Raw genomic sequence first — 26975 nt, 5'->3', positions numbered from 1 at the left:
CGTTCTGCCCGCAGGCGTAGTGCGCGCATGTTGACTCTGGACATCGCTGACGCCGATACGATGCGGCGTGATATCGCTGCGCGGATCGAGGCGCAGGACTTCCCCTGTGTCGGCGCGAAATCCGCGCTCGCGCGCGGAACGCTGGAAATCGTCCGCTGCAGCGACATTCGCAGCGCATGGGACGATCTGGTCATCCACCGCCGCCTGCTCGAATGGGCGCGGGCCTACCGCAAGGACCCAACGGGCCTGCGCAGCATCGCCTTCGTGTTTGGCCAGCCGGACGATCTGAGCGAAGAGCAGTTCGAAAATCACATGTGGGAACGCATCCAGTCGCTCGCGGACAAGGATGCCTGGCTCGGTCAGCGCTACGACCACCGCGTCAGCCCCGATCCTGACGATCCGCACTTCTCGCTCAGCTTCGGCGGGGAGGCGTTTTTTGTGGTCGGCCTCCACCCGCACGCATCCCGGCCAGCACGGCGGATGCCGTGGCCGATCATGGTCTTCAATCTGCACGACCAATTTGAGGCGCTACGCAGCGATGGGCGCTACGAGAAGATGCGCAAAACTATCCTCTCGCGCGACGAGGCGCTTGCCGGCAGCATCAACCCGATGCTTGCGCGCCACGGCGAGGTCAGCGAGGCGCGCCAGTATAGCGGCCGCGTGGTAGACGAGGCATGGCGCTGTCCGTTCTCGGACGTGCGCGCCCAATGATCGAGCGCATCCCACCTCGCAGCGGGGCCGCCTTTGAGCTGCCCCGCGGTTCCGCGCTTACCGTGTACGATCCCGAAGGAATGCAGGTTTCCGACCTTGTGGCCTATTCGGCCAACGACATCCGCGAGGTTATTTCCAACGGACGCACGTTCGACTATGAGGAGACCATTCGCCTTACCAGCGGCAACCGCCTGTGGTCAAATCGTTCGCGGGTGATGCTGACGATTGAACAGGACACGGTCGGCTGCCACGACTTTCTGCTCACCCCGTGCAGCGTCGATACGTTCCGCCATTTTTATCCCGACAAACCGGAACATCGCGGTTGTTTCGGCAACCTTGCCGCCGCGCTGGCTCCGTATGGAGTGGAGCCTGACGCCATCCCGACTGCGTTCAACCTGTTCATGAACGTGCCCGTTGACACGTCAGGCAGTGTGAGCGTGCTCCCACCACCGAGCCAGGCTGGTGACCATATCGTGCTACGCGCGAAGATGGACCTGATTATCGGGCTAACCGCGTGTTCGGCCTATGCCTCGAATGGCGGCAGCTTCAAACCGATCGATTATCGGATCGACACCGCGGCGTAAGCGAATTGGTCGGGGAGAGAGGATTCGAACCTCCGGCCCCTGCCTCCCGAAGACAGTGCTCTACCAGGCTGAGCTACTCCCCGACCGATCGTTCCGAAGGCCCCTAAGGGCGCTGCGGATCGAGGCAAGGCGCGCCCTATAGGTGGCGACAAGCGGGGTGGCAAGCGGGCATTTGCGGCGCTAGGAAAGCCTATGGCGAGCGCGCATCCTGTCCCCAAACCCGCAGCAGCCACGCATCCCGAACAGGCCTATCTGGCGCTGATGCGGACCATCTGGACGCAGGGCGACGAGCGGGTGGACCGCACCGGCATCGGCACCCGCGCAATCTTCGGCGCGATGTTGCGCTGGGATCTGGCTGACGGCGCGATGCCGCTGCTCACCACCAAGCGGGTGTACTGGAAGACGGCGACGCGCGAGCTGCTGTGGTTCCTGACGGGGGAGACCAACATCCGCCCGCTGGTGCTGCAAGGCGTGAAAATCTGGAACGAATGGCCGCACGCGCGCTATGTGCGCGAGACGGGCGAGGCGATGAGCCTCGACGATTTTGTTGCCCGCATTGCCGACGATCCCGCCTTTGCCGAAAAGTGGGGCGATCTCGGCCCGGTCTATGGCAAGCAATGGGTCGACTGGCCAACCTGGCGCTACCGGAAGGACGGGCTGTACGAACCCGGCCCCGGCATCAATCAGGTCGCCGCCGTCATCGACGGGCTGCGTCGCGACCCCGCCGGGCGGCGGCACATCATCGAAGGCTGGAACGTCGCGGAGCTGGACCGCATGGCCCTGCCGCCGTGCCACAAGAGCTATCAGTTCCACGTTGCGGATGGTCGGCTGTCCTGCGCGCTCTATCAGCGCAGTTGCGATGTCGCGCTGGGGCTGCCGTTCAATCTGTGGTCCGCCGCGCTGCTGACGCGGATGATCGCCCAGCAGACGGGCTTTGCGCCGGGCGAATTGGTGTGGATGGGCGGGGACGTGCATCTCTATCTCAACCACGCCGGACTGATCGAAGAACAGTTGGCGCGCACGCCGGTGGGAAACCCGACGCTCGAGATCGTCCGGCAGCCGGACAGCATCTTCGACTATCGCATCGACGATTTTGTGGTGCACGGCTATGAACCTGCAGGAGCAATCAAAGCCCCTGTGGCGGTGTGATCTGGGGCCGCTTGACCGGTTCGAGCCGCCGAAATAAAATAACGCCTGAGCGTAAGAATGCTTCGGCATGGGAGAGAGACAGATGGCCAACCGGCCGCAGGACACAGCCGGGCATAACAGCCCGGGGCTGACGCTGCACGTTCCCGAACCGCATTATCGCCCGGGCGATGCGGTGGATTTCAGCCATCTGACGGTCAGCGAACCGGGCGCGCAGCCGCGGCCCGACGAAGCGTGCCCGGCGGCCGAGACGCATCCGCTGGCGACCGACCTCATCCGCGTGCTGGGTGATGACAACCAGGCGCACGGTCCGTGGAACCCGCGCCTCGACGCCGAAACCTTGCGCACCATGCTGCGCCACATGGCGCTGACCCGCGCGTTCGATGAACGGATGTTTCGCGGCCAGCGGCAAGGCAAGACCAGCTTCTACATGAAGTGCACCGGCGAAGAGGCGACCAGCATTTCGGCGGCGATGGCGCTGGCGGCCGATGACATGGTGTTCCCGTCCTATCGCCAGCAGGGCATCCTGATCGTGCGGGGCTATCCGCTGGTCGAGATGATCAACCAGATCTACTCGAACAAGGGCGACAAGCTGAAGGGCCGGCAGCTGCCGATCATGTATTCGAGCCGCGAGCATTCCTTCTTCACCATCAGCGGCAATCTCGCGACGCAGACGCCGCAGGCGGTCGGATGGGCGATGGCCAGCGCTATAAAGGGCGATACGCGGATTGCCGCAACCTGGGTTGGCGAAGGCTCGACCGCCGAGGGCGATTTCCACGCCGCCTGCACCTTTGCCGCGGTGTATAACGCGCCCGTGATCCTCAATGTGGTCAACAACCAATGGGCGATTTCGAGCTTCTCGGGCTTTGCCGGGGGCGAGCGGGCGACCTTCGCGCAGCGCGGTGCGGGCTATGGCCTCGCCAGCCTCAGGGTCGATGGCAATGATGCGCTGGCGGTTTATGCGGCCGAACGCTGGGCGGCGAACCGAGCCCGCGCCAATGGCGGGCCGACGCTGATCGAACATTTCAGCTACCGCGCCGAGGGGCATTCCACATCTGACGATCCCTCGGGCTACCGCTCGGCGCAGGAGCGGGAGGAATGGCCGCTGGGCGATCCGATAATGCGGCTGAAGAATCACCTGATCGCGCTGGGCGAATGGGACGAGGGCCGGCAGGAGGAACTCGACCGCGCCTGCGCCGAAGAGGTCAAGGCCGCGACCAAGGAGGCCGAGAAGAACGGTATCCTGGGCCACGGAATGCACCATCCGTTTCGTACCATGTTCGAGGATGTGTTCGAAGAACTGCCCTGGCACCTCAAGGAACAGGCCGCGCAGGCGAACAAGGAACGGCGCATCAAATGGCCCGAGCGGGAGGGCGAGCAATGAGCGACACCGCCATGACCACCGCAACAGCCAGCGCTTCGGCCACTGCCGCAACCGCGAGCGAGCGCCGGATCAACATGATCGAGGCGATCAACGAGGCGCTCGACATAATGATGGATCGCGACCCCGACATCATCATTATGGGCGAGGATGTCGGCTACTTTGGCGGGGTGTTCCGCGCCACGGCGGGCTTGCAGGAAAAATACGGCAAGACCCGCGTGTTCGACACGCCGATTTCCGAATGCGGCATCATCGCCGCGGCGGTGGGGATGGGGGCCTATGGGTTGCGGCCGGTCCCCGAAATCCAGTTCGCCGATTACATCTATCCCGGCCTCGACCAGCTGATCAGCGAGGCGGCGCGGCTTCGTTATCGCTCGGCAGGGGAATATATCGCGCCAATGACGGTGCGCTCGCCCTTCGGCGGCGGCATATTCGGAGGGCAGACGCACAGCCAGAGCCCAGAAAGCCTGTTCACTCATGTCGCCGGGCTCAAGACAGTGATCCCGTCCACCCCGCACGATGCCAAGGGACTGCTGATCGCGGCTATCGAGGATAACGATCCGGTCATCTTCTTCGAGCCGAAGCGTATCTATAACGGGCCGTTTTCCGGCTATTACGACCAGCCCGTGCAGCCGTGGAAGGCGCATACCGACAGCGTGGTGCCCGAAGGCTATTACCGCATTCCGCTGGGCAAGGCGCGCATCGTGCGCGAGGGCGAGGCGCTGACCGTGCTGGCCTACGGCACGATGGTCCATGTCACCGAGGCGGTGTGCCGTGAAAAGGGCGTCGATGCCGAGATCATCGATCTGCGCACGCTGGTGCCGCTCGATATCGAGGCGATCGAAACGTCGGTGAAGAAAACCGGCCGGTGCCTCGTTGTGCACGAAGCGACCCGCACCTCAGGCTTCGGGGCAGAACTGTCCGCGCTAGTGACCGAGCGTTGCTTCTATCACCTCGAAGCGCCTGTCGAACGTGCCACTGGGTTCGACACGCCCTATCCGCACAGCCTCGAATGGGCCTATTTCCCCGGCCCCGTCCGCATCGGCGAGGCGATCGACAAGGTGCTTGCTGAATGATCGCCCGCCTGATCCAATTCTTTGACTTGAAAGGCTGACAATGGCCCGTTTCACCTTCAACCTGCCCGATATCGGGGAAGGGATTGCCGAGGCAGAGATTGTCGACTGGCACGTCAAGATCGGCGACCGGGTCGAGGAAGACGGCCGGCTGGCCGACATGATGACCGACAAGGCGACGGTCGAAATGGAAAGCCCGGTCGCCGGCACGGTGGTCGAACTGGCGGGCGAGGTCGGCGACACGATCGCGATTGGCGGAATGCTGGTGGTGATCGAGACCGAGGGCGAGGACGCGCCGGCTGAACAGGTGGCTGAGCCGGCCCCCGCCCCCGCGCCAGCACCGCTCGACGAGCATGTGCAGGAGCGGCTGGAGGTCGAAAATCCCGATGCTGGCGATGCTGACCGGGTCATGGAAAGCGGCATGCCTGCCGCAGAGGAGCCCCGGCGGCCGACTCCGCGCGAGATTTCGGGCAAGTACCACGATCATTCGGGCGCGCCGCGCGATGCTCGCGTGCTCGCCTCGCCCGCTGTCCGCCAGCGCGCCCGCGATCTGGGTGTCGAACTGGCCGCGGTCAAACCGGCCGAGGATGGCCGCATCCGCCACGCCGATCTCGACGCCTTTCTCGCCTATTCGGGCGGGCAGGGCTTTGGCAGCGCCGGCAAGGCGCGCGCCGACGAAGCGATCAAGGTGATCGGTCTGCGCAAACGGATCGCGCAGAACATGGCCGCGTCGAAACGGCACATCCCGCATTTCTCGTACGTCGAGGAATGCGACGTGACCGAACTCGAACGTGTGCGCGCGCAGTTGAACGATGCGCGCGGCAATCGCCCCAAACTCACCATGATGCCGCTGCTAATCCGGGCGATCTGCCGCACCTTGCCTGATTATCCGATGATCAATGCCCGCTATGATGACGATGCGAACGTCGTCACCCGCTATGGCGCGGTGCATCTCGGCATGGCGGCGCAGACCGATAACGGGCTGATGGTCCCGGTGATCCGCGATGCGCAAGCGAAGAACTTGTGGCAGCTGGCAGGCGAGATCCAGCGCCTCGCCAGTGCCGCCCGCGACGGTTCGGCCAAGAGTGAGGAGCTTTCTGGGTCGACCCTCACCCTCACCTCGCTCGGGCCGCTGGGCGGGGTGGCGACGACCCCGGTGATCAACCGGCCCGAAGTCGCCATCATCGGTCCCAATCGGATCATCGAGCGGCCGATGTTCGTGCCCGACGGCATGGGCGGCGAGCGGATCGAGAAGCGCAAGCTGATGAATATCTCGATCAGCTGCGATCACCGCGTGGTCGATGGCTACGACGCGGCGAGCTTTATTCAGGAGGTGAAGACGCTCATCGAGGCGCCGGCGCTGCTGCTGGCGGATTGAGAGGGTGGCGGGCGATCCGGTCAGCGACCCGCGGATCGACGCTTTCATCGCTGCCGCGCGGCCCTTCGCCCGGCCGATCCTGCAGCATTTGCGCGCGCTCGTTCACGCCGAGGTGCCCGGCGCGGGCGAGGCGATCAAATGGAACAGTCCACATTTCACCTGGCAGGGGAAGAACCTTGCCAGGATGAACGCGTTCAAGGCGCATTGCGCGTTCGCCATTCATGGCGATGGCGAGGGGGAGCGCGGGCTCGGCTATATCCGCATTGCCACGCTCGAGGAGCTGCCCCCGCGCGATGCGCTGGCAGCGCGGTTACGCGCCGCGTGTGCGCGCATCGCGCAGAACGGCAGCCCCTACGCTGCCACGCCCCGCGCCCCCGCAACTGCGGCGCCTGTCCCCTCCGCCTTGGCCGCGGCGCTCGCGGTGCATCCTGCGGCGCAGGCGCACTTTACCGCGTTCAGTCCTTCGGCGCGGCGCGAGTATGTGTTGTGGATTGCCGAGGCTAAGCGAGCCGAAACGCGCGATCGCCGCATCGCTCATGCTGTCGAATGGATAGCGGAGGGCAAGGGCCGCAACTGGAAGTACGAGAAACGCTAGGGGCTTTCTGATCCAGCCCACTTGATTGGCCGTGCCCCGCTTGGCACTCTCGCCAAAACACCGGGGAGGGTGGATGACCGAGCAAGCCTATGTGCCGCGACTGGCGGTGGCAAGCGATCTGACGATAGGCGATCTGGCGCGTGCGCTGAAAGCCGGCTGGCGCGATTTCCTCGCTTATCCGCTGTTCGGGCTGTTCTTCGCCGGCCTGTATGTCGCGGGCGGGGTGCTGCTCTATGTCTCGCTGTCGGCCCGCGATGCGCTCGCCTGGCTGATCCCGATCACCGCCGGGTTTCCGCTGCTGGCGCCGTTCATCGCGGCGGGCCTGTATGAGGTGAGCCGCCGGCGCGAGGCGGGTGAGCGGCTCAGCTGGGGCGGGGTGCTTGGTGCGCTGCGCGGGCGCGGCGACGAGCAATTGTTAATGATGGGCGGCTTCGTATTCGTCGCCTTCAGCTTCTGGATCATCATCGCTCACGGCATTTTCGCGATCTTCCTCGCCGATGCCGCGATCGAGGCTGATCCGCTGGGCTGGCTGCTGTCGACCAACGGGCTGTTAATGCTCGCCGTGGGCGGCGCGGCGGGCGCGCTGATGGCGTTTGCGCTCTATTCGATTACCGTCATCAGCCTGCCGATGCTGATCGACCAAGACGTCGATTTCATCACCGCGATGATTGCCAGCATGAAGACGGTGCAGGCTAACACTTTCGTCATGCTGGTCTGGGCCGCGCTGATGAGCGTGCTGCTGTTCCTCAGCATGGCGCCGCTGTTCCTCGGCCTGCTGGTGGTGCTGCCGGTGCTGGCGCACGCGACGTGGCATCTTTACCGGCGGGCGATCCCGGTGGCTCCCGCCGTCGCCTAGCGGACGATTGCCGCCACGGTGACACGGCCGCGCGGCTGGGCCGGACTGACCTGCCAGCGCAGATGGGTCACATCTTCAGGCGCGGCGATGCGGTTGCCAGAGCGCAAGCTTCCCAACTGTCCCCAATTGCGGCCGCCATCGATCGACACCTGCGCGGCGTCGAGGCTGGCGCGCTGGAAGGCAAGGCTGCGGGGGATGGCGCTCGAAACGGTGTAGGGCCAACCACTGCTCGCGCGGCGCCATTCGACGATCAGCACCACCCGTTCGCCGGGCGCAAGCGAATTGGCCGGTTCGATCGCCCGGCTGCCGTCGGGCGCGCGGCGCTCGACATAGACCCCGCGAGTCAGCTCGACGCCGGTGTCCGCCAACGCCGCGCTGCTGGCCAACGCTGCCGCGCAAGCCGCCATAAAACCCAGTTTCATGCCCCGTCCCCGTCCCCAAGAATACGGGAGACATGATCGCCGGCGGCGCTCAAGAAATAGTTAATGGCGCTTTCAGCATGAGACGCGCTGGTGGCGGGGCAAATTTGCCCTTTGCCCCTGTTGACAGCGCAAAGCGGGTTGCTTAGTGGCGCGGCTCCCGACGCGGCGAGGCCGTCTCGATTGCGCGGGTGTAGCTCAGTTGGTTAGAGCGCCGGCCTGTCACGCCGGAGGTCGCGGGTTCGAGCCCCGTCACTCGCGCCAGTTCCCTCATAAGGCAATGGCGAGCCCTTTGCGGCTAGTCTTTCGCGCGGGGTGCCATCCGCCGCCAGCGGCCTGTCTCCATCCATTGCAGGAACCGGCCCAGCGGGGCGATCCACACGATGCCGAGCACAATATAAGCGACGGTCTGCGCCAATGTCGGCCAGTCGGCGATGTGCGGCGGGACATAGGCCGCCACGATCAGCCCATATGCCGTCAGCGCAGCCAGCATGGCCAGAATGCCCAAGGGGATGCGCAGGGTGGGCTCGGTTCTCATGCGAAAGGTCCGTAAAAGCGGGTTGGGGTGACGACGGCCGTTAGCGGCCGGTCGTGCTGTTCGATGGGCAGGGCGGCGACCAGCTGGGCATCCCAGGCAAGGCCGATCGCCGGGACATTCGGGTGCGCGGCGAGCCAGCGATCATAATGGCCGCCCCCCTGGCCCAGCCGCTGGCCATTGGCGGTGAAGCCGACGAGCGGGACGAACAGGAGGTCGGGGGTGACCGCCGGAGCGTCTGGCGCGGGTTGCGCGATGCCGTACGGGCCAGGAACCAAGTCGCTCGCGTCGAACGGGTCGGTGTGGATCGCAAATGCCATCGCCGCCCCCCGCGCCGCGATGCGGGGGAGCGCCAACTGGTGGCCGGCTTCCGCGAAATGGCGCGCATAGCCGCCGGCCGGCGCCTCAGCCGGCGCGGCGTGATACAGCCCGATCACCGCGCCCTCAGGCACCAGCGCCAGCAGCGGCGCGGGCGGGCGGCGGAACAATAGCGCGCGAATTCTGTCCGGCAGCGCGGCGACGTGCGCGTCGCGCTCTGTTCGCAAACGCTGCCGCAGGGCGGCCTTCTCGGTGGCGGCGGTGTCGGCCATCAAAGCCCTCGTCGGCGCGCCGCACGGCGGCAGTGGTGCGTGGCGGAACCACCATGGGTCGGTGCCGGGAAATCCTCTGACGCCTCAACGTCAGGTGGGCGCCGTGTGCCTCGGCCCCCGGGACGAACCCGTAAGCCGGACAGGGACAGCTCCCATGGATTGCTTATAGCCTCAGGGATATTCGGTCGGCTCGTGCCGGGCAGTCCCGCCATCATCCATGTAAGGCGCGGGGAGGCGCTGCTCAAGCCGCTCGGCACAATTTTCGAGCAGATCGGCAAACCGTTCGAGGGCGGACGCCAGATCGTCGCTCATCGACGATCCTGGCGCGGGCGCTGCGGGTGCCGCTGCCCACGACCGCTCAGCCTCAAGTGCATCCTGAGCCGCGCCCAAATCATCGCGCAGCCGTGCAATCAGCGCATCCTGTTCCGCGCGCTGGCGCTCGAAGCAGTCACGCTCTTCCTGGGCGGTCCGGACGATCAGTTCGGCCGCTGCGGCGCCGCGAGTAAGCTCGTCCATCTCGTCGGCCAGCAGCAGCGCGGCGAATAGCATGTTCTGCACTTCCTGCGGCGCACGGTTGGCGCCGATGGTCTGCATTTTGGCGTCAACCCGCTGGCCGAGCGCGCGGATGTGGGCCTCTTCGCCCGGCGCACAGGCGACGGTGTAGGGGCGGCCGCCGATCTGGAGTTCGACCCGGCTCATGCCTCTGCCCCAGCCAGCACATCGTCGAGCTCGGCCAGCGCATGGGCGACCTGTTCGCGCAGCCGCTCGTGCGCTTCGACCAGTTCCGCCATGCCGTGCGGCGCGGTGGCCTGCCGGGGTGCCGGCTGATCCGCGATCGCCGCGATACGGGCCAGCGCGTGTTCGATGCGAGAGACGGCACCATCGATCCGGGGGTCTTCCATAAATCCAACACTACTCCAAAAAGCGTTGCGAAGTAAGCGGTTGGTCCAGCCTGTTGAAAACTTGCGCAGCACCGGCCGGGTGACAAAGTTGACACCTGTGTAAACCGGGTGCTGACCGGACGGCAGCGGGGCGTGCGGGTTGACCAAATGGGGGCCATCCGCAAAGGCTTCGCGCGCGCCGAATCGTCACGAACCGCCACTGCGCCAACCCGCTGGAGCTGCCCCGGAATGAGCCTCGACCCTGCTCGCCTCTCGCTGATGGCCAACGCCATCCGCGCGCTTTCGATGGATGCGGTGCAGGCTGCCAATTCGGGCCATCCGGGGATGCCGATGGGCATGGCCGATGTGGCAAGCGTGCTGTGGTCGAAATATCTCAAATTCGATGCCGCTGCGCCCGATTGGGCCGACCGGGACCGCTTCGTGCTGAGCGCCGGGCATGGTTCGATGCTGATCTACGCGCTGCTCCATCTGTCGGGCTACGCGCGCCCGACGCTCGACGACCTGCGCAATTTCCGCCAGCTCGATAGCCCGTGTGCCGGGCATCCGGAAAACTTCCTGCTCGAGGGCGTCGAATGCACCACCGGCCCGCTCGGGCAGGGGCTGGCGATGGCGGTCGGCATGGCGCTGGCCGAGCGGCATCTGAATGCGGTGTTTGGCAGCGACCTCGTCGATCACCGGACCTGGGTGATTGCCGGCGATGGCTGCCTGATGGAAGGCATCAATCACGAGGCAATCGGCCTTGCCGGCCATCTCGGCCTCGGCCGGCTGAAAGTGTTGTGGGATTCGAATGCGATCACGATTGACGGGTCCACCGACCTGTCGACCTGCGAGGATATCCCCGCACGCTATCGGGCGACCGGCTGGCACGTGGTCGAATGCGACGGGCATGATTTTGCCGATATCCACCGCGCGCTGGGTGAGGCGGCGGCCGAGGAGACCAAGCCGGTGCTGGTGGTGTGCCGCACGGTCATCGGCAAGGGCGCGCCGAACCTTCAGGGCACGCACGCCACGCATGGCGCGCCGCTGGGTGACGAGGAAATCGCCGCGACCCGCCAAGCGCTGGTGTGGGATAGCGATCCGTTCGATTTGCCCGAGCAGATCGTGGCCGACTGGCGGGCGACGGGTGAGCGTGGCCGTGCTGCCCATGCCGAGTGGCAGGGCCGTCTGGCGGCTTCGTCCCACCGGGGCGAATTCGAGCGGCGGATGCGCGGCGAGCTTCCGGCGGCGGCCCGCGCCGCGCTGGACGAGCACATCGCCCGCCTGCTGGCCGCGCCGCAGAAGGTCGCGACCCGCAAGGCGAGCGAACTGGCGCTGGCTGCGGTCAACCCGGTGCTGCCCGACACCATCGGCGGCTCGGCCGACCTGACCGGTTCGAACAACACCAAAACCAAGGATCAGCAACCGCTTACGGCCGGTAATTACGCTGGCCGCTATGTCTATTACGGCATTCGCGAATTCGGCATGGCGGCGGCGATGAACGGGATGGCTCTGCATGGCGGGGTCATCCCCTATGGCGGGACGTTCCTGATCTTCTCCGACTATTGCCGCAACGCGATCCGTCTGGCGGCGTTGCAGCAGATCCGTTCGATTTTTGTGCTCACGCATGACAGCATCGGTCTCGGTGAAGATGGTCCGACGCATCAGCCGATCGAACAGGTGATGAGCCTGCGCCTGATCCCCAACCTCAACGTCTTCCGCCCGTGCGATGCGGTCGAGACGGCCGAATGCTGGGCGCTGGCGCTGGGCGACAGGGAAACGCCGGCCGTGCTGGCGCTCACCCGGCAGAACCTGCCGCAATTGCGCGCCGAGGCCGGGATGCTGAGCGCGAAGGGCGCTTACCGCCTGCGCGCGGCGGGGGCGCCGCGCAAGGTCGTGCTGGTCGCCACGGGATCGGAAGTGGCGCTCGCCTGTGACGTCGCCGCCACGCTTGAAGAGCAGGGCATCGGCACCGATGTCGTATCGATGCCGTGCATGGAACTGTTCGCTGCGCAGGACGAGAGCTATCGCCGCGATCTGTTGCCGGCGGCTGCACTCAAGGTGTCAATCGAGGCGGGCTCGACGCTGGGTTGGGAACGCTATGTCGGCACTGACGGGCTGACCATCGGCCTCGACCGCTTCGGTGCGTCTGCCCCGGCCGAGCAGCTATTTGCCAAATTCGGCTTCACTGTGGACGCTATTGTTCCGCAGATCATCAACAAACTCAACCCATAAGCAGGAGCTTTCACCATGGCGACCAAGGTTGCGATCAACGGTTTCGGGCGCATTGGCCGCCTCGTGGCGCGGGCCATTCTCGAACGCGACGATCACGATCTCGAACTCGTGTCGATCAACGATCTGGCCGACACCAAGGCGAATGCACTGCTGTTCCAATATGACAGCACGCATGGCCGCTATCCCGGCACGGTCACCGCGGGTGAGGGCAAACTGACCGTCGGCGGGCGCGATATCGCCGTCACGTCCGAACGCGACCCGGGCAATCTGCCGCACGCCGCGCAGGGGGTGGATATCGTGCTCGAATGCACCGGCTTCTTCCAGTCGGACGAAGCCAGCCGCCCGCATCTGGCAGCGGGAGCCAAGCGGGTGATTATCTCCGCCCCGGCGACGGGCGTGTCGAAGACCATAGTCTATGGCGTCAATCACGACACGCTGACCGCGGACGATGTGGTGATTTCGAACGCCAGCTGCACCACCAACTGCCTCGCCCCGGTGGCCAAGGTGCTGCACGATCTGGTCGGAATCGAGCGCGGTTTCATGACCACGATCCATTCCTACACCAACGACCAGCGGATGCTCGACCAGATGCATTCCGATATGCGCCGCGCACGCGGCGGGGCACAGAATATGATTCCGACCACCACCGGCGCGGCGCGCGCGGTCGGCCTCGTCCTGCCCGAGTTGAAGGGCAAGCTCGACGGCTCGTCGGTGCGGGTGCCGACGCCCAATGTCAGCCTGGTCGATCTGACCTTCGTGCCCGGCCGCGACACGACGGTCGAGGAACTGAACAATGCGCTCAAGGCAGCGGCCGATGGCCCGATGAAGGGCGTGCTCGATTTCACCGATCAGCCGCTGGTTTCGAGCGATTTCAACCATCACCCGGCCAGCTCGACGGTGGACAGCCTCGAAACCGCTGTGCTCGAAGGCAAGCTCGCCCGCGTGGTCAGCTGGTACGATAATGAATGGGGCTTCTCGAACCGGATGATCGACACCGCCGGCGTCGTCGCCCGCTTCCTCTGAGCGAGGATAGCCTTATGGCCGCTTTCCGCACGCTCGACGATCTTGGCGATGTCGCCGGCAAGGTGGCGCTGGTCCGCGTCGACCTCAATCTGCCGATGGCCGATGGCCGCGCCACCGATGTGACGCGGGTGGAGGCGAGCGCGCCGACGATCCTCGAGCTGGCGGATGCCGGTGCCAAGGTGCTGCTGCTGGCCCATTTCGGCCGGCCGAAGGGGATGCGCCATTCGACCATGTCGACCAGCCTGGTGCAGGGCGATCTGGAACGGGTACTGGGGCGCGAGATCATGTTCATCCCCGAGGTGATGGGCCCGGTGGTCGAACAGTCGATCGGTATTCTGCGCAATGGCGATATCGGCCTGCTCGACAATGTCCGGTTCTGGCCGGGCGAGGAAGCGAACGATCCCGCCTTCGCGCAAGGGATCGCCGCGCATGGCGATTTCTACGTCAATGACGCTTTCTCCGCCGCGCACCGCGCCCATGCCAGCACCGAGGGGTTGGCCCATCTGCTGCCCGCCTATGCCGGCCGGGCGATGGAACGCGAATTGCGCGCGCTCGAAGCCGCGCTCGGCACGCCGCAGCCGCCGGTCGCCGCGGTGGTTGGCGGGGCCAAGGTTTCGACCAAGCTCGACGTGCTGGAAAACCTCGTCGGGCGGGTCCAGCATCTGATCATCGGCGGCGGCATGGCCAACACCTTCCTTGCCGCGCGCGGGGTCGATGTCGGCAAGTCGCTGTGCGAGCACGATTTGACCGATACGGCCAACCGCATCCTCGACCGCGCGGACCACTCCGGTTGCACGGTGCATCTGCCCTATGACGTCGTGGTGGCGAGGGAATTTGCCGCCAACCCTGCCTCGCTGCGCACGGTGAACGTGCACGAAGTGGCCGCTGACGAGATGATCCTCGATATCGGGCCCCAAGCGGTCGAGGCGCTGTGCGATGTCCTCAAGACCTGCCGCACGCTGGTATGGAACGGGCCGCTGGGCGCGTTCGAGACCGAACCGTTCGATGCCGCCACGGTCGCGCTTGCCCGGATCGCCGCCGCGCTGACGCAAGACGGCTCGCTGATCTCGGTGGCAGGCGGGGGCGACACGGTTGCCGCGCTCAACCATGCGGGCGTGGCCGACCAGTTTTCCTATGTCTCGACGGCGGGCGGCGCCTTCCTCGAATGGATGGAGGGCAAGCCGCTGCCAGGCGTGGAGGCGCTGCGGGCATGAGCGAGGACGAGTCGGTCGGTGGCGGGCGCCTTGTCACCGCCACCGAGGGCGAATTCGCCGGGTGGCAGACCTGGGTTGGCGATCCGTTCGAAACCCAATCCGGACCGTTTTACGAAACCAGCGACGCCGACGGCCGCCCGCTCTGCGCTTTCCGCGCCGAGCAGCGGCACATGAACGGCGCCGGCTTCATGCATGGCGGCTGCCTGCTCACCTTTGCCGATAGTGCGCTGTTCACCATCGCGCGAGAGGAAATGGCCGGGTCGCGCGGGGTGACGATGAACCTTGCCGGCGATTTCCTCGATGCCGTGCCGCTCGGCGCTCTGGTCGAAGCTCGCGGCGAAGTGACCCGCGCTGGTGGCAAAACGGTGTTTGCGCGCGGAATCATCACCGCCGATGGCCGCCCGGCGCTGTCTTTCACCGGGATCATCCGCAAGGTCGGCCCGGCCCCCACTTCTTCTCCCAAGCCACAGGAACAGACCTCATGAATTTCGACCAGATGATCGCCCGCATTCGTGATGGCGAAGGCTTCATCGCCGCGCTCGACCAGAGCGGCGGCTCCACCCCCAAGGCACTGCGCGCCTATGGCGTCGAGGACAGCGCATGGTCGGGCGATGAGGAAATGTTCGCCAAGATTCACGAGATGCGCTGCCGCATCGTCGATGCGCCCAGCTTCGGCAATGGCCGGGTGATCGGTGCGATCCTGTTTGAACGCACGATGGAAGGCACCAACCGCGAGGGCAAGCCGATCCCGCAGGAGCTGGCCGAACGCGGCGTGGTGCCGTTTCTCAAGGTCGACAAGGGGATGCACGAGGCCGCCAATGGCGCGCAGCTGATGAAGGACATCCCCGATCTCGACGCGCAATGTGCCCGCGCGAAGGAACTGGGCGTGTTCGGCACCAAGATGCGCTCGGTCGTGGCCGAACCCAACCCGCAGGGCGTGCGTGATGCGGTGCGTCAGCAGATGGATTTCGGGCTGCAGATCCTCGGCAACGGGTTGGTGCCGATCCTCGAGCCCGAGGTGGACTTGAAGAGCGCGAACCGCGCCGAAACCGAAAGATTGCTGCTGGCGGCGTTCCTCGAAGAGCTGGAGCGCGTGCCCGAAGGCCAGCAGGTGATGCTGAAGTTGACCATCCCGGCCGAGGCCAACCTCTACAAGCCGCTGGTCGATCATCCCAAGGTGCTGCGCGTGGTGGCGCTGTCGGGCGGTTACTCGCGCGAGGATGCCTGCCGGGAACTGGCGAAGAACGACGGCATGATCGCCAGCTTCAGCCGCGCGCTGCTCGAGGTTCTCCGTGCCGATATGGACGATACGCAGTTCGACACCGCGCTGGGCGAGGCGATCGATCAGATCGCCGATGCGAGCTGCGGTCGGCCGACGGCCTGACGCACATCGCCAGAGATTGAGCGGCCCATACCGGAAGCCACGGTATGGGCCGCTATTGTTTTACTGCCAGCCGGCCATCTCGGTTTCGAGGTTCTGGACGATCGCTTCGAAGAACTGCTCGGTCGTCAGCCAGGACTGTTCGGGGCCGATCAGCAGCGCGAGATCCTTGGTCATCTTGCCGCTTTCGACGGTGCGGATGCAGACCTGTTCCAGCGTTTCGGCAAAGCGCACCACGTCGGGCGTATCGTCGAACTTGCCGCGATACATCAGGCCGCGGGTCCAGGCGAAGATGCTGGCGATGGGGTTGGTGCTGGTCGCCTTGCCCTGCTGATGCTGTCGATAATGGCGGGTGACGGTGCCATGCGCGGCCTCGGCTTCGACCGTCTTGCCGTCGGGGCTCATCAGCACGCTGGTCATCAGGCCGAGGCTGCCGAACCCTTGCGCGACCATGTCGGACTGCACGTCGCCGTCATAGTTCTTGCACGCCCAGACGAACTTGCCGTTCCACTTCAGCGCCGAGGCAACCAGATCGTCGATCAGGCGGTGTTCGTAAACGATCTTCTTCGCTTCGAACGCGGTCTTGAACTCGGCGTCGAACACCTCCTGAAACAGGTCCTTGAAGCGGCCGTCATAGGCCTTGAGGATGGTGTTCTTGGTCGAGAGGTAGACCGGCCAGCCGCGATCGAGCCCGTAATTGAAGGTGGCGCGGGCAAAATCGCGGATCGAATCGTCAAGATTGTACATCGCCATGGCGACGCCGCTGCTGGGGAATTCGAACACCTTGAGGTCGATCGTCTTGCCGTCCTCGCCGTCGAACACCAGCCGCAGCGTGCCGGGGCCGGGGATCAGCGTGTCGGTGGCGCGGTACTGATCGCCGAAGGCATGGCGACCAACCACGATCGGCGCGGTCCAGCCGGGCACCAGCCGGGGCACATTGTCGATCACGATCGGTTCGCGGAACACCACCCCGCCCAGGATGTTGCGGATCGTGCCATTGGGCGACTTCCACATCGACTTGAGGTTGAACTCCTCGACCCGCGCTTCATCAGGGGTGATGGTGGCGCATTTCACGCCGACGCCATGTTCCTTGATCGCATTGGCCGCCTCGACGGTGATCTTGTCCTCCGTCTCGTCGCGCTTCTCGACCGACAAGTCGTAATATCGCAGGTCCACGTCGAGGTACGGCAGGATCAGCCGCTCGCGGATCCATTGCCAGATGATGCGGGTCATCTCGTCGCCATCAAGCTCGACGACGGGGTTCTTCACCTTGATCTTGTTCATGCGGGTCCTGTGCCTTGCGGGTGAGCGGGTGCCTTGGCGGCATTGCCGGCGGTCCTAGAGCGCAGGGACAGGGAGTTCAAGCAGCGCGCCGGATAAACGAAACCCGCCGGTATCAGCGACGGGTATCAGGGCCCGTCGGCGGGCGGAATGGTGGGCGTAGCAAGGATTGAACTTGCGACCCCTACGATGTCAACATAGTGCTCTACCACTGAGCTATACGCCCACACCATTCGGTCTGCCGCGTGAGGCAGGCGCGCCCTTTAACGCCGGGCACCGGGCGGCGCAAGAGATGTTTCGCCGCGCCTCAGCCGAGGGCGAAATGCGGCTCGGCCAGCGCGCGATCGACCTCCATCACCAGATCCTTCAAGTGGAACGGCTTGGACAGCACCTTGGCCTGCGGCTGTTCGCGATTGGCGCGCAGCGACACGGCGGCAAAGCCGGTGATGAACATCACCTTGGTCGTCGGGCTCAATTCCTGGCACCGCTGCGCCAGTTCGATCCCGTCCATTTCGGGCATGACGATGTCGGACAACAGCAGGTCGAACCGCTCGACCTGCAAATGCGGGATCGCGGCCGTCCCGCGATCCACCGCCACGACAGAATAGCCGGCCGCTTCAAGCGCGCGGCTGAGATAGGCGCGCATCGCTGCATCGTCTTCGGCAAGGAGGATGCGGCGGCGGCTGCTGGCGGGAATCGTCATGCGCGTGCCTATAGCGAAGCTTTCGCCCGAAATCATTGGGTCGCGGCGCCAGTGCCCTGCTTTGACACAGAGGGACGCTATCGTCATTAACGCAGGCGTGAACGCGGAACGGGATGTGGGCGGGACGACTGTAGGGGAGAATGCACCCTTCAGCCTGCGCATGCCAGCAGAGCCCCGCGTGCCGGTGCTGATTGCCGTGCCCCATGCCGGCCGCAGCTACTCTCCCGCGCTACTCGCGGCGATGCGCGAGCCTGCACTGACCGCGCTCAAGCTGGAGGATCGGTTGGCCGACCGCCTGGGGCACGAGATTGCGACGCAAACCGGCGCGCCGGTGCTGGTCGCCCATGCCCCGCGCGCACTGATCGATCTCAACCGCGCGCCCGAAGATGTGGATTGGGGCATGATTGCCGGTGCCGGCCAGCCGGTGCGCCATTCGCTCGCCAATCGCCGCGCGCGCAGCGGGCTGGGGCTGGTGCCACGGCGGCTGGCGGGTATCGGCGAAATCTGGCGTGGGCCCCTGCCGATGGTGGAGTTGGAGCGGCGGATACAGGAGGTTCACGAACCCTATCATCGGGCCTTGACCGGTGCGCTGCAGCAGATTCGCGACCAATGGGGGGCCGCGCTGCTGCTCGATCTGCATTCGATGCCGCCGTTGACACCTGGCCACGCGCAGGAGCCGGCGGCGGAGTTCGTATTGGGCGACCGGTTCGGGACGAGCTGCGCCGGCGGCATCGTCGATGCGGGGCTGGCGCTGCTGGCCGGTCAGGGCCGCGTCGCCGCGCTGAACCGTCCCTATGCGGGCGGCTATGTGCTCGATCGCCACGGGGCGCCGCGTCGTGGTATCCACGCCCTTCAACTGGAGGTATGCCGCAGCGCCTATCTCGACCCGCAATTGACCGAGCTGTCGGCGCGGTTTCCGGCGATGGTGCGCGTGCTGGCCTCATTTACGCGCGCGCTGGCGGCGGAGACGGCGCGGCTTGGAAGCGGCGGGCGCTTGCCTCTGGCGGCGGAATAGCGGCGGCCAAGAAAAAACCACCTCGTGCGCGAAGCACGAGGTGGCCAAGGTTCAGGGAGGCGGAGCGCCGAAGCGCTCCGGTCAGGCGACGGTGAGGGGGGAGGCCGCCCGACAGACCCAAAATATGGACGCGGTGCCGATTTTCAAGACCGGCGCCCGCGCAATCTGCTCAATTCGTCGCAGGTACGGTGGCGTCTTCCGGCTTGGGTGCGGTGCCCTGTTCGACCTGGCGGCCGAAGATCAACCGCATCCGGTCGAGCGAGAACAGATGCGCGGCGATCACTGCGAGATAGCCGTTCTTGTGCCATTCAACGATCGTCGCATCGGGGAGCGCCTGGAGCTTCTCCTGATCGACCATCTGGAAGCCGCGATAGACGTACGGGCGGTCCGTATCGTCGCCGCGCGTGATCGCGACTTCGCCTTCCATCAGCAGCTCGTTCTGCACGAGGGCCTCGACGAAATTGCGGGTGCGGAAGCCCGCCTCCTCGAAACGCTGGCAGAAATCGAGGATCGCGTTTGTCGCTTCGGACGGCTTGTCGCCATCGAACAGCGCCTCGCCCTCGCTATACTCGCCGATCGATTCCGCCGTCGGATCGAAGCACAGCGACAATTCCTCGCTCTGCGGATTGAGCCGGGCGAGCATGAACGGATAGCGGCGGACATAAGCGGGCAGATAGACCGGATCGGTGATCTTGCCTTCGGCGTCGACAAAGGTGTTGACCCCTTCGTTGAGGCCCATCAGCGCCAGCGGAACCGGATTGTCGCCGGCCGAAAAGACAATCGGGAAATCGCGCTGCGCCTGGACGAATTCGTCGGCGGTCAGCGGGATCGCGTGCTGGTCGGCCAGCCACTTGGCGCTGTCGACCATCCGGTTACGGAATTTCGCGTGGTCGCGCGAGTTGAGCGGCATCAGGTCGTTGTAGAACAAGGGCAGGTTCGGCTGCGGCGCGCTGGCCATCGACTGGTCTCCGGGACAAGAAATGATCTGGACGCGCGAGGCTCGCCCGCGCGGCGAATGGCGCGCTTTACGGACAGGCGCGGCGGCTGGCAACCGGGGTGGCGGTTAAAGCAGTTTGCCCGGATTGAGCAGCCCTTGCGGGTCGAGTGCCTGCTTGATCGCCCGCATCATCGCCAGCCGCGCAGGATCGGCCAGCCGCGCCAGTTCGGCGCGCTTCATCTGCCCGATACCGTGTTCGGCGCTGATCGAGCCGTGCCAGGCCGTGACCTCGTCGTGGACGAAGCGGCTGATATGCTTGCCCACGCTCTCCTCCCATGCGCCGCGCTCCGCTCCGGGCGGGGCGAGGACGTGGAAGTGGACATTGCCGTCGCCCAGATGGCCGAAGGCGAGCGCGGTGGTGCCCGCAAAGCGCGCTTCGACCGCCGGGACGGTCGCGGCGATGAAGTCAGCCATGTCCGCCACGGGCACCGAGATATCATGCTGCATCGCGGGGCCGATGGCGCGCTCTGCCGGGGAAATCGAATCGCGCAGCAGCCACAAGGCCTCCGCCTGCGCTTCGTTCGCGGCAATTGTTGCATCGAGAACCAGGTCGCGGACAAGCGCCTCGCCCAGCAGGCTTTCGGCCAGTTCCGGCAGGCGCCCGGCATCGTCGGCATTGTCGGCCACCAGTTCGATCAACGCATACCACGGTGCCGCCCAGGCCAGCGGCTCGCGCGCCGCAGGCAGATAATTGAGGACGGCGGCAAGGCAGTGCCGGGGCAGCACCTCGAACCCTTCCAACGCCGCGGCCGCCCGTTGCTGCGCGAGGAGAAGCAGCGCCCGCGCATCGTGGATCGTCTCCAGCCCGGCCCAGATCACGCTGCGCCCCGCTATGCGAGGTTTAAGACGCAGCGTGGCCGCAGTGACGATCCCCAGCGTGCCTTCCGAACCGATCAGCACCTGCTTCAAATCGAAGCCGCGATTGTCCTTTTTCAGGGGGCTCATCAGGTCGATGATGCTGCCATCGGCCAACACTGCCTCCAGCCCCAGTACCTGATCGCGCATCGTGCCGTGGCGCAGCACCTGCGTGCCGCCGGCATTGGTGGCGATAAGGCCGCCCACCGTGGCCGACCCTTTGCCGCCCAGCGTTAACGGAAAGCGTAAGCCGTGCCGCTCGGCTGCATCGTGGAGGTTTTGCAGGATCACGCCGGCCCCGCAGCGCACCTGCCCGTCCTCCACCGGCCCGATCGGGTCGAGCCGGCGCAACGACAGCAGCAAGGCGGTGCCGCTGGCATCGGGCGTCGCCCCGCCGGACATCGAGCTGTTGCCGCCCTGCGGCACGATCGGCACGCCATGCCGCGCGCACAGGGAGACCGTTGCCGCAACCTCGTCGGTCGATGCCGGCGAGGCAAGCGCCAAGGCCCGCCCGTGATAGCGGCCCCGCCAGTCGGTCAGCCAGGGCTCGGTCAGCGCCGGATCGTGCGTCAGCCCGCGGCGGCCCAGCAGGCGTTCAAGTTCGATCAGGAAATCTGCTGTCACCGCCTCTTCATGCGGGGGCGGCGGGATTAAGGCAACATTCAAACCGACGCGCTAAAGCCTCGCTCACCGATCGCCCCTTGCGGCGCTGCCGATGGTCCATGATGCCACCTTTCCTGCCATTGCTGGCTCCTCTCGCATTGCTGGTCCCGCTTCCTGCAGGCACCACGGTGTCGGAGGCTCCGCGGTCGGACAGCGAGCTGGTACCCGCCCCGCTTCCCGCGCAGCCGACGGCCGCTTCTCGCCACGCCGCTACCGGGTGGATTGCGCTGGAGGCGATGCAGACGCCTGTTCAGCAGCAGGTGCGGATCGAACATCGGGTGATGATCCGTGTGGCCCCCGCCACCGCGCCGCGCACGTCGTTCAACAATGACGGGTTGCGTCCGGATCAGCAGGTCCGCCTGTTCGAACGGCCCATGGGGCGCTGCCTGCCGGTGAGCACGATTACCGCTGTGCGCCCGGTGGCGGGCAACCGGCTGCTCTTGCGATTGCGTGATCGACGTCTGGTCACTGCTGCGCTAAGTCGCGGGTGCCGCGCGGCGGATTTTTATTCCGGCTTCTACGTAGAAAGAAGAGAAGACGGGATGCTGTGCGCAGACCGCGACGAACTGCAATCGCGGACCGGGGCGACCTGCGAGGTGGGTTCGCTCCGACAGTTGGTCGCCTCGCCCGGCGAGTGACTTTTCTTGACTTTGGCAGCATCCGCAGCCAAAGCGCGCCGCGCTTGCCCGCCGCGATCTTGCGGGCGAGCGTTCCGGCCGTTTTGGCCCTTATGATCCGGACATTGCCACACTTATGACCTTTGCCGATCTCGGCCTGTCACCCGAATTGCTGAAAGCGGTGGAGACCGCAGGGTATAGCGAGCCGACGCCGATTCAGGCGCAGGCCATCCCGCCTGTGCTGATGATGAAGGATCTGATCGGGATCGCGCAGACCGGCACGGGCAAGACCGCCAGTTTCGTGCTGCCGATGATCGACATCCTCGCCCAGGGCCGCCGCCGCGCCCTGATGCCCCGCAGCCTGATCCTCGAACCGACCCGCGAACTGGCGGTGCAGGTGGCCGAGAATTTCGAGAAGTACGGCGTCCATCACGATCTGAAGATGGCGCTGCTGATCGGCGGCGTGCAGATGGGCGACCAGCTCAAGGCGCTGTCGGACGGGGTCGATGTGCTGATTGCCACGCCCGGCCGCCTGATGGACCTGTTCGAACGCGGCAAGATCCTGCTCAATGGCTGCGACCTGCTGGTGATCGACGAGGCGGACCGGATGCTCGACATGGGGTTTATCCCCGATATCGAATTCATCTGCTCCAAACTGCCCGAAACGCGCCAGACGATGCTGTTTTCGGCCACCATGCCCCCGCCGATCGAAAAGCTGGCGAAGAAGTTCCTGACCAATCCCAAGCGGGTGGAGGTCAGCCGCGCGGCCTCCACCAATGCCGATATCACCGCCTTCAAAGTGCCGGTGAAGGCACGCCAGAAGCGCGAAACGCTGCGCTGGCTGCTGCGCCACGACCTGGTCGAGACCGCGATCATCTTCGCCAATCGCAAGACCACGGTGCGCGAGCTCAACAAGAGCCTTCAGAGCCACGGCTTCGCCTCAAGCGAAATCCATGGCGACATGGACCAGGCCAGCCGGCTCAAGGAACTCGACCGGTTCAAGTCGGGCGCGGTCAACATCCTCGTCGCCAGCGACGTCGCCGCGCGCGGGCTCGACATCAAGGGCGTCAGCCACGTGTTCAATTTCGACACGCCGTGGCACCCTGACGATTACGTGCACCGCATCGGCCGCACCGGCCGGGCAGGTGCAAAGGGGCGCGCCTTTACGCTGGTGGCTGAGGAAGACGCCGAGGCGATCGCCAATGTCGAAAAGCTGACCGGCGCCGAGGTTCCGGTGTTTGGCAAGGGCGACGTACGCGTTGAACTAGTAACGGCAGAGGCGACGGCCGAGCGCGCTGCCGATCCCGCCGAACCTGCCTCGGAGCCGCGCCGGGCGCGCTCACGCTCGCCGCGTGACGAGGGGCGTGACGTCTCGCGCAGCCGGGCCATGCGCGCGCCATCGGAACCGCGCGGTGAAGGCCGTCGGTGGCGCGACGAGGATACGACCCCGGTCCCGCCCGGCGAGTGGAACGGTCCGCGCCCCAGCTTCCTCGACCACAGCGCGCTGGCCGAATAACGCTCAAGGCTGGGCGGTGCGCCGGGCCTGCGTCATGTCGTAGCCAAGCTCTGTCGCCCGCTGGTACAGGGCGCGGACTCGACTTCGCCCGGGGTTGCCTCGCGGTGCAGCAGCCAGAGGTATCGGCCTGAGCCTTCTCCGACGATGGCCCAGCGATAATCGTCGGCGCGGTCAATAACCCACTAGTCGCCCCAGAAGGGCCCGAAGAACGAGACCTTGAGCTTGGCATTTGTCGCCGGATCGACGATCCGCGCGCCCCCGCGCCGTCTTGCTCCCTCGCTCAGACGGGTTTCACGAAGCTGTCGATGACTCGCTTGGTACCGGCGTGCTCGAACGCGATTTCGAGCTTGTTGCCTTCCTGGTCCGTTACCGTGCCATAGCCGAACTTGTCGTGAAAGACGCGCTGGCCAATGGCGATGTCGGTGCGCGCCTTGGCCGCGAAGCTGGCAGCGCTGCGGTGGTTTTCCGGCACGCGGGCCGGGCGGGTTTCATATCCCGTCGCGAGCGCGCGTTGCCAGCCCGGGCCGCGCGCTTGCGCGCGGTCCGGCCGATCGCGCGCGACATGGGCGAATGGGTCTTCGGTCTCGCTCCAATTGGCGCGCCACAGGCTCGCCCCGCCGGTCATGGTGGTTTCCTGTTCGATATGATCGGCGGGCAATTCCGATATGAACCGGCTGGGGATCGAGCTGGTCCATTGGCCATAAATCCGGCGGTTGGCCGCGTGGAGGATGGTGCAGCGGCGCCGCGCGCGGGTGATGGCGACATAGCCCAGCCGCCGCTCCTCCTCGAGACTGGCGAGCCCCCCTTCATCAAGCGCCCGCTGGCTGGGGAACACGCCTTCTTCCCAGCCGGGCAGGAAGACATGGTCGAATTCGAGCCCCTTGGCCGCGTGCATGGTCATGATGGTGACCTTTTCGCCGTCATCGCGCGCGTCGTTGTCCATCACCAGACTGACATGGTCCAGGAAATCGGCCAACGTGGCGTATTCTTCCATCGCGCGGGCGAGTTCCGAAAGGTTTTCCAGCCGGCCGGCAGATTCGGCGCTGCGTTCGGCCTTCAGCATTGTCTCGTAACCCGATTGGTCGATCACCAGGCGTAACAGCTCGGCGGGCGACAATGTCTCGGCCTGTTCGCGCCAATGAAGGAACTGGCGCATCAGCGCGGCAATCGTCGCTGCCGCGCGGGTAGGCAACTCGTCGCTGTCGGCCAGTTGCAGCGCGGCGGCCGCCAGCGGAAGGCCGGTGCGGTGCGCGTGCTGGTGCATCTTTTCGAGCGTCTTGGCGCCGAGGCCCCGCTTGGGCTGATTGTGGATGCGCTCGAAGGCGAGATCGTCCGCCGGTTGGGCGATGACGCGCAGATAGGCCAGGAGATCGCGGATTTCGGCGCGTTCGTAGAAGCGGAAGCCGCCGATGATGCGATAATTGAGGCCGATCTGGATGAAGCGGTCCTCGATCTCGCGCGTCTGATATTGCGCGCGCACGAGGATGGCGACCTGATCGAGCGGCGCCCCTTCGCGTTCCAGCCGCTCGATCTCCTCGCCGATCCGCCGGGCTTCCTCAGGTCCGTCCCAGACACCGATGGTCTTGACCTTGTCGCCGCCGGTGAACTCGGTCCACAGCGTTTTGCCCAGCCTTTCGCTATTGGCCGCAATCAGTCCCGAGGCGGCGGCCAGGATGTGGGGGGTGGAGCGGTAATTCTGTTCCAGCCGGACGACGTGGGTGCCGGGAAAATCCCGCTCGAACCGCAGGATATTGGCGACCTCCGCGCCGCGCCACGAATAGATCGACTGATCATCATCGCCGACCACGCAGATGTTCTTGCGCTCCTGCGCCAGCAGCCGCAGCCAGAGATACTGGACCTGGTTGGTATCCTGGTATTCGTCGACCAAAATGTATTTGAACCGCTGCCGGTAATGATCGAGCACGTCGCGCTGGGTGCGGAAGATGTTCAGCACGTGCAGCAGCAGATCGCCGAAATCGCAGGCGTTCAGCGCCTTGAGCCGCTCCTGATAGAGCGCGTAGAAATGCTGTCCGCGCCCATTGGCATAAGCTTCGCTGTCGGCGGCGTTCAGATCGGCAGGATTGAGCCCACGGTTCTTCCACCCGTCAATCAGCCCGGCAAGCTGGCGAGCCGGCCAGCGCTTCTCATCCAGACCATCGGCCACGATCAGCTGCTTGAGCACGCGCAGTTGATCATCGGTGTCGAGGATGGTGAAATTGCTTTGCAGGCCGACCAGTTCGGCATGGCGGCGGAGCATCTTGGCAGCGACCGAGTGGAACGTGCCGAGCCACGGCATCCCTTCGACCGCCGGCCCGATATGTTGGCCGACCCGCTCGCGCATTTCGCGTGCCGCCTTGTTGGTAAAGGTAACGCAGAGGATTTCGCTCGGCCAAGCGCGCCGTGTGGCGATGAGATGCGCCAATCGCGCGGTCAGCGCCGCGGTCTTGCCCGTTCCGGCGCCGGCGAGCATCAGCACCGGCCCCTCGGTCGTCAGCACCGCCTCGCGCTGCGGAGCGTTGAGCCGTGCGGCATAGGGCGGCAGCGGGCCGTCGGGCACGTCAGGGGTGGGGGCGGGCAGATCCATCGCTAAGCGCGAACAGGTAGGGAACGCCTTATCCCAAAGCAAGCCCGCCCTGCTGCTGGCGGGGAACTTCGCCCAAGCTCGCCCGTAGCAGCCCGGTAAAGCCATCGGAGTTCTGACCATGAACAAGATCCTCCTTGCCGGCGCTACTGCGCTTTCTCTCGCTTTTCTTCCCGCAGCCGCGTCGGCCCAAACGATCGTTCTTACGCCGACACAGCAGGCATCCTATGATTCCTGGCCAGCGCCGCAGCGCACCGCGTATGACGCATGGACGCCCGAAATCCGCACCTATTACTGGACGCTCACCCCGGACCAGCAACGCGGCTGGTGGATGCTCAACGCCGAACAGCGCCAGCGGCTTTATGCGATGACGCCCGATCAGCGCGCCGCCGCCTGGACGGCTGTCATGGCGCAGGTGGACGGGCAGCCGTCGACCCATGCCAGCCCCACCGCGCACGCCGCCACCACAATGACGCAGACGCCGTCGGGTACCATCATTTATAGCCGCACCGAAACCGCACAGGCGCTGCCCGCCGCGCCCCGCGCTGCAGATGGGAACTACCCGCCGTGCCGGGGCACCCAGACCGACAATTGCATCAACCCGCGCGAGGCGGGGCTGAATTACGGCAACCGTCCGTTGCAGCATTGGCCGGGTCAGCCTGCGAGCGAACGGCGCGGCAAACGCCGCTAATTACCGGGTCAAACCGGGGGAAGGGCGCCGCGCAGGGCGCCCTTTTTCGCTGGGCCA

At 65.6% G+C, this 26975-nt stretch carries 27 protein-coding genes, 3 tRNA genes, 1 other RNA gene and 1 pseudogene; 18 read left to right on the top strand and 14 right to left on the bottom strand.

Annotated features, from left to right (window positions below; translation table 11 throughout):
* Nucleotides 1-27 precede the first annotated feature (27 nt).
* Together gntA and ILT46_RS05730 are read left to right on the top strand one after the other, a co-directional pair.
* Nucleotides 28-711, top strand: a complete 684-nt coding sequence (gntA, locus tag ILT46_RS05735) for a guanitoxin biosynthesis heme-dependent pre-guanitoxin N-hydroxylase GntA (RefSeq protein WP_199503681.1) — start codon at nucleotides 28-30, stop codon at nucleotides 709-711.
* Nucleotides 708-1295: a DUF1989 domain-containing protein gene (locus ILT46_RS05730; RefSeq protein ID WP_199503680.1), complete on the top strand. Its 588-nt coding sequence runs from the start codon at nucleotides 708-710 to the stop codon at nucleotides 1293-1295. Before gntA ends, ILT46_RS05730 begins: the two co-directional genes overlap by 4 nt.
* A 6-nt stretch (nucleotides 1296-1301) precedes the next feature.
* On the opposite strand, the gene ILT46_RS05725 is transcribed toward ILT46_RS05730, so the two are convergent.
* A tRNA-Pro gene (locus tag ILT46_RS05725) sits at nucleotides 1302-1378 on the bottom strand.
* A gap of 109 nt (nucleotides 1379-1487) precedes the next feature.
* Here ILT46_RS05725 and thyA point away from each other — a divergent pair.
* The 6 genes from thyA (at nucleotide 1488) to ILT46_RS05695 (ending at nucleotide 7724) form a co-directional block, all read left to right on the top strand.
* Entirely contained in the window at nucleotides 1488-2444 is a 957-nt protein-coding gene (gene thyA, locus ILT46_RS05720) for a thymidylate synthase (RefSeq protein ID WP_199503679.1), read from the top strand.
* A gap of 82 nt (nucleotides 2445-2526) precedes the next feature.
* Nucleotides 2527-3825: a 3-methyl-2-oxobutanoate dehydrogenase (2-methylpropanoyl-transferring) subunit alpha gene (locus ILT46_RS05715; protein WP_199503678.1), complete on the top strand. Its 1299-nt coding sequence runs from the start codon at nucleotides 2527-2529 to the stop codon at nucleotides 3823-3825.
* An 11-nt stretch (nucleotides 3826-3836) separates the two neighbouring features.
* A complete protein-coding gene (locus tag ILT46_RS05710; protein ID WP_199503760.1) occupies nucleotides 3837-4898 on the top strand; it encodes an alpha-ketoacid dehydrogenase subunit beta in 1062 nt (353 codons plus the stop codon).
* A gap of 40 nt (nucleotides 4899-4938) precedes the next feature.
* Nucleotides 4939-6273 carry a dihydrolipoamide acetyltransferase family protein gene (locus tag ILT46_RS05705; protein ID WP_199503677.1) on the top strand — a complete coding sequence of 445 codons (1335 nt, stop codon included), beginning with the start codon at nucleotides 4939-4941 and terminating at the stop codon, nucleotides 6271-6273.
* 4 nt (nucleotides 6274-6277) lie between these two features.
* Nucleotides 6278-6868, top strand: a complete 591-nt coding sequence (locus tag ILT46_RS05700; RefSeq protein ID WP_199503676.1) for a YdeI/OmpD-associated family protein — start codon at nucleotides 6278-6280, stop codon at nucleotides 6866-6868.
* A gap of 73 nt (nucleotides 6869-6941) precedes the next feature.
* Nucleotides 6942-7724 (top strand): DUF2189 domain-containing protein, encoded by a 783-nt coding sequence (locus tag ILT46_RS05695; protein ID WP_199503675.1) that lies wholly within the window; start codon nucleotides 6942-6944, stop codon nucleotides 7722-7724.
* Here ILT46_RS05695 and ILT46_RS05690 read toward each other — a convergent pair.
* Nucleotides 7721-8146 (bottom strand): hypothetical protein, encoded by a 426-nt coding sequence (locus tag ILT46_RS05690; protein WP_199503674.1) that lies wholly within the window; start codon nucleotides 8144-8146, stop codon nucleotides 7721-7723. The two genes, ILT46_RS05695 and ILT46_RS05690, sit on opposite strands and share 4 nt — an antisense overlap.
* 184 nt (nucleotides 8147-8330) lie before the next feature.
* Between ILT46_RS05690 and ILT46_RS05685 the strand changes: the two genes are divergently transcribed.
* Nucleotides 8331-8407: transfer RNA gene (locus tag ILT46_RS05685), tRNA-Asp, on the top strand.
* Nucleotides 8408-8441: 34 nt separating this feature from the next.
* Here the strand turns inward: ILT46_RS05685 and ILT46_RS05680 are convergent.
* From ILT46_RS05680 to ILT46_RS05665, 5 genes and pseudogenes are all read right to left on the bottom strand, one after another.
* Nucleotides 8442-8681: a DUF2842 domain-containing protein gene (locus tag ILT46_RS05680; protein WP_199503673.1), complete on the bottom strand. Its 240-nt coding sequence runs from the start codon at nucleotides 8679-8681 to the stop codon at nucleotides 8442-8444.
* Nucleotides 8678-9268 carry a 5-formyltetrahydrofolate cyclo-ligase gene (locus ILT46_RS05675; RefSeq protein WP_199503672.1) on the bottom strand — a complete coding sequence of 197 codons (591 nt, stop codon included), beginning with the start codon at nucleotides 9266-9268 and terminating at the stop codon, nucleotides 8678-8680. Before ILT46_RS05675 ends, ILT46_RS05680 begins: the two co-directional genes overlap by 4 nt.
* Nucleotides 9269-9309: 41 nt before the next feature.
* Nucleotides 9310-9477: non-coding RNA, 6S RNA (gene ssrS / locus ILT46_RS12465), on the bottom strand.
* Nucleotides 9478-9748: 271 nt separating this feature from the next.
* Nucleotides 9749-9967, bottom strand: a pseudogene (locus ILT46_RS12460) (cell division protein ZapA); the annotation flags it as partial.
* A complete protein-coding gene (locus ILT46_RS05665; protein WP_199503670.1) occupies nucleotides 9964-10170 on the bottom strand; it encodes a hypothetical protein in 207 nt (68 codons plus the stop codon). The gene ILT46_RS05665 and the pseudogene ILT46_RS12460, both read right to left, overlap by 4 nt.
* Before the next feature lie 228 nt (nucleotides 10171-10398).
* Here ILT46_RS05665 and tkt point away from each other — a divergent pair, with 228 nt between their 5' ends.
* The 5 genes from tkt to ILT46_RS05640 are packed head-to-tail and all read left to right on the top strand — an operon-like array spanning nucleotide 10399 to nucleotide 16002.
* A complete protein-coding gene (tkt, locus tag ILT46_RS05660; RefSeq protein WP_199503669.1) occupies nucleotides 10399-12381 on the top strand; it encodes a transketolase in 1983 nt (660 codons plus the stop codon).
* A gap of 15 nt (nucleotides 12382-12396) precedes the next feature.
* Nucleotides 12397-13404 (top strand): type I glyceraldehyde-3-phosphate dehydrogenase, encoded by a 1008-nt coding sequence (gap, locus tag ILT46_RS05655; protein WP_199503668.1) that lies wholly within the window; start codon nucleotides 12397-12399, stop codon nucleotides 13402-13404.
* Nucleotides 13405-13418: 14 nt separating this feature from the next.
* Complete coding sequence (locus ILT46_RS05650) at nucleotides 13419-14618, top strand: phosphoglycerate kinase (RefSeq protein WP_199503667.1); 1200 nt, start codon at nucleotides 13419-13421, stop codon at nucleotides 14616-14618.
* A complete protein-coding gene (locus ILT46_RS05645) occupies nucleotides 14615-15103 on the top strand; it encodes a PaaI family thioesterase (RefSeq protein WP_199503666.1) in 489 nt (162 codons plus the stop codon). Before ILT46_RS05650 ends, ILT46_RS05645 begins: the two co-directional genes overlap by 4 nt.
* Entirely contained in the window at nucleotides 15100-16002 is a 903-nt protein-coding gene (locus ILT46_RS05640; RefSeq protein ID WP_199503665.1) for a fructose bisphosphate aldolase, read from the top strand. The genes ILT46_RS05645 and ILT46_RS05640 overlap by 4 nt, the downstream gene beginning before the upstream one ends.
* A gap of 60 nt (nucleotides 16003-16062) precedes the next feature.
* Here the strand turns inward: ILT46_RS05640 and ILT46_RS05635 are convergent, their stop codons facing one another.
* The 3 genes from ILT46_RS05635 to cpdR all read right to left on the bottom strand — a co-directional run bounded on the left by ILT46_RS05635 (nucleotide 16063) and on the right by cpdR (nucleotide 17983).
* Nucleotides 16063-17283 carry an NADP-dependent isocitrate dehydrogenase gene (locus ILT46_RS05635; protein ID WP_199503664.1) on the bottom strand — a complete coding sequence of 407 codons (1221 nt, stop codon included), beginning with the start codon at nucleotides 17281-17283 and terminating at the stop codon, nucleotides 16063-16065.
* A gap of 148 nt (nucleotides 17284-17431) precedes the next feature.
* A tRNA-Val gene (locus tag ILT46_RS05630) sits at nucleotides 17432-17506 on the bottom strand.
* An 81-nt stretch (nucleotides 17507-17587) separates the two neighbouring features.
* Entirely contained in the window at nucleotides 17588-17983 is a 396-nt protein-coding gene (gene cpdR / locus ILT46_RS05625) for a cell cycle two-component system response regulator CpdR (protein ID WP_199503663.1), read from the bottom strand.
* A gap of 160 nt (nucleotides 17984-18143) precedes the next feature.
* Here cpdR and ILT46_RS05620 point away from each other — a divergent pair, with 160 nt between their 5' ends.
* Nucleotides 18144-18998 (top strand): N-formylglutamate amidohydrolase, encoded by an 855-nt coding sequence (locus tag ILT46_RS05620; protein WP_199503662.1) that lies wholly within the window; start codon nucleotides 18144-18146, stop codon nucleotides 18996-18998.
* 169 nt (nucleotides 18999-19167) lie between these two features.
* Here the strand turns inward: ILT46_RS05620 and ILT46_RS05615 are convergent, their stop codons facing one another.
* A complete protein-coding gene (locus tag ILT46_RS05615; RefSeq protein WP_199503661.1) occupies nucleotides 19168-19956 on the bottom strand; it encodes a SapC family protein in 789 nt (262 codons plus the stop codon).
* 105 nt (nucleotides 19957-20061) lie between these two features.
* On the bottom strand, nucleotides 20062-21474 hold the full coding sequence (locus tag ILT46_RS05610; protein WP_199503660.1) for an FAD-binding oxidoreductase: 1413 nt from the start codon (nucleotides 21472-21474) through the stop codon (nucleotides 20062-20064).
* Nucleotides 21475-21572: 98 nt separating this feature from the next.
* Between ILT46_RS05610 and ILT46_RS05605 the strand changes: the two genes are divergently transcribed.
* Nucleotides 21573-22151 (top strand): hypothetical protein, encoded by a 579-nt coding sequence (locus ILT46_RS05605; protein ID WP_199503659.1) that lies wholly within the window; start codon nucleotides 21573-21575, stop codon nucleotides 22149-22151.
* A 115-nt stretch (nucleotides 22152-22266) separates the two neighbouring features.
* The gene (locus tag ILT46_RS05600; RefSeq protein ID WP_199503658.1) at nucleotides 22267-23646 is read left to right on the top strand and encodes a DEAD/DEAH box helicase; all 1380 of its coding nucleotides are present in this window, start codon (nucleotides 22267-22269) and stop codon (nucleotides 23644-23646) included.
* Between the two features lie 32 nt (nucleotides 23647-23678).
* On the opposite strand, the gene ILT46_RS12115 is transcribed toward ILT46_RS05600, so the two are convergent.
* Both ILT46_RS12115 and ILT46_RS05590 read right to left on the bottom strand, forming a co-directional pair.
* On the bottom strand, nucleotides 23679-23792 hold the full coding sequence (locus ILT46_RS12115) for a hypothetical protein (RefSeq protein ID WP_370592358.1): 114 nt from the start codon (nucleotides 23790-23792) through the stop codon (nucleotides 23679-23681).
* Between the two features lie 134 nt (nucleotides 23793-23926).
* Nucleotides 23927-26230, bottom strand: a complete 2304-nt coding sequence (locus ILT46_RS05590; RefSeq protein WP_199503657.1) for an ATP-dependent helicase — start codon at nucleotides 26228-26230, stop codon at nucleotides 23927-23929.
* A gap of 118 nt (nucleotides 26231-26348) precedes the next feature.
* Between ILT46_RS05590 and ILT46_RS05585 the strand changes: the two genes are divergently transcribed.
* Entirely contained in the window at nucleotides 26349-26918 is a 570-nt protein-coding gene (locus tag ILT46_RS05585; RefSeq protein WP_199503656.1) for a hypothetical protein, read from the top strand.
* The last annotated feature ends 57 nt before the right edge of the window (nucleotides 26919-26975 follow it).

Origin of the sequence: Qipengyuania sp. YIM B01966 (assembly GCF_016461955.1) — a bacterium.
Taxonomy (GTDB): domain Bacteria; phylum Pseudomonadota; class Alphaproteobacteria; order Sphingomonadales; family Sphingomonadaceae; genus QFOP01.
Note: the sequence above shows the minus strand (reverse complement) of the source record. Positions and strands in the feature narration are given on the sequence as shown.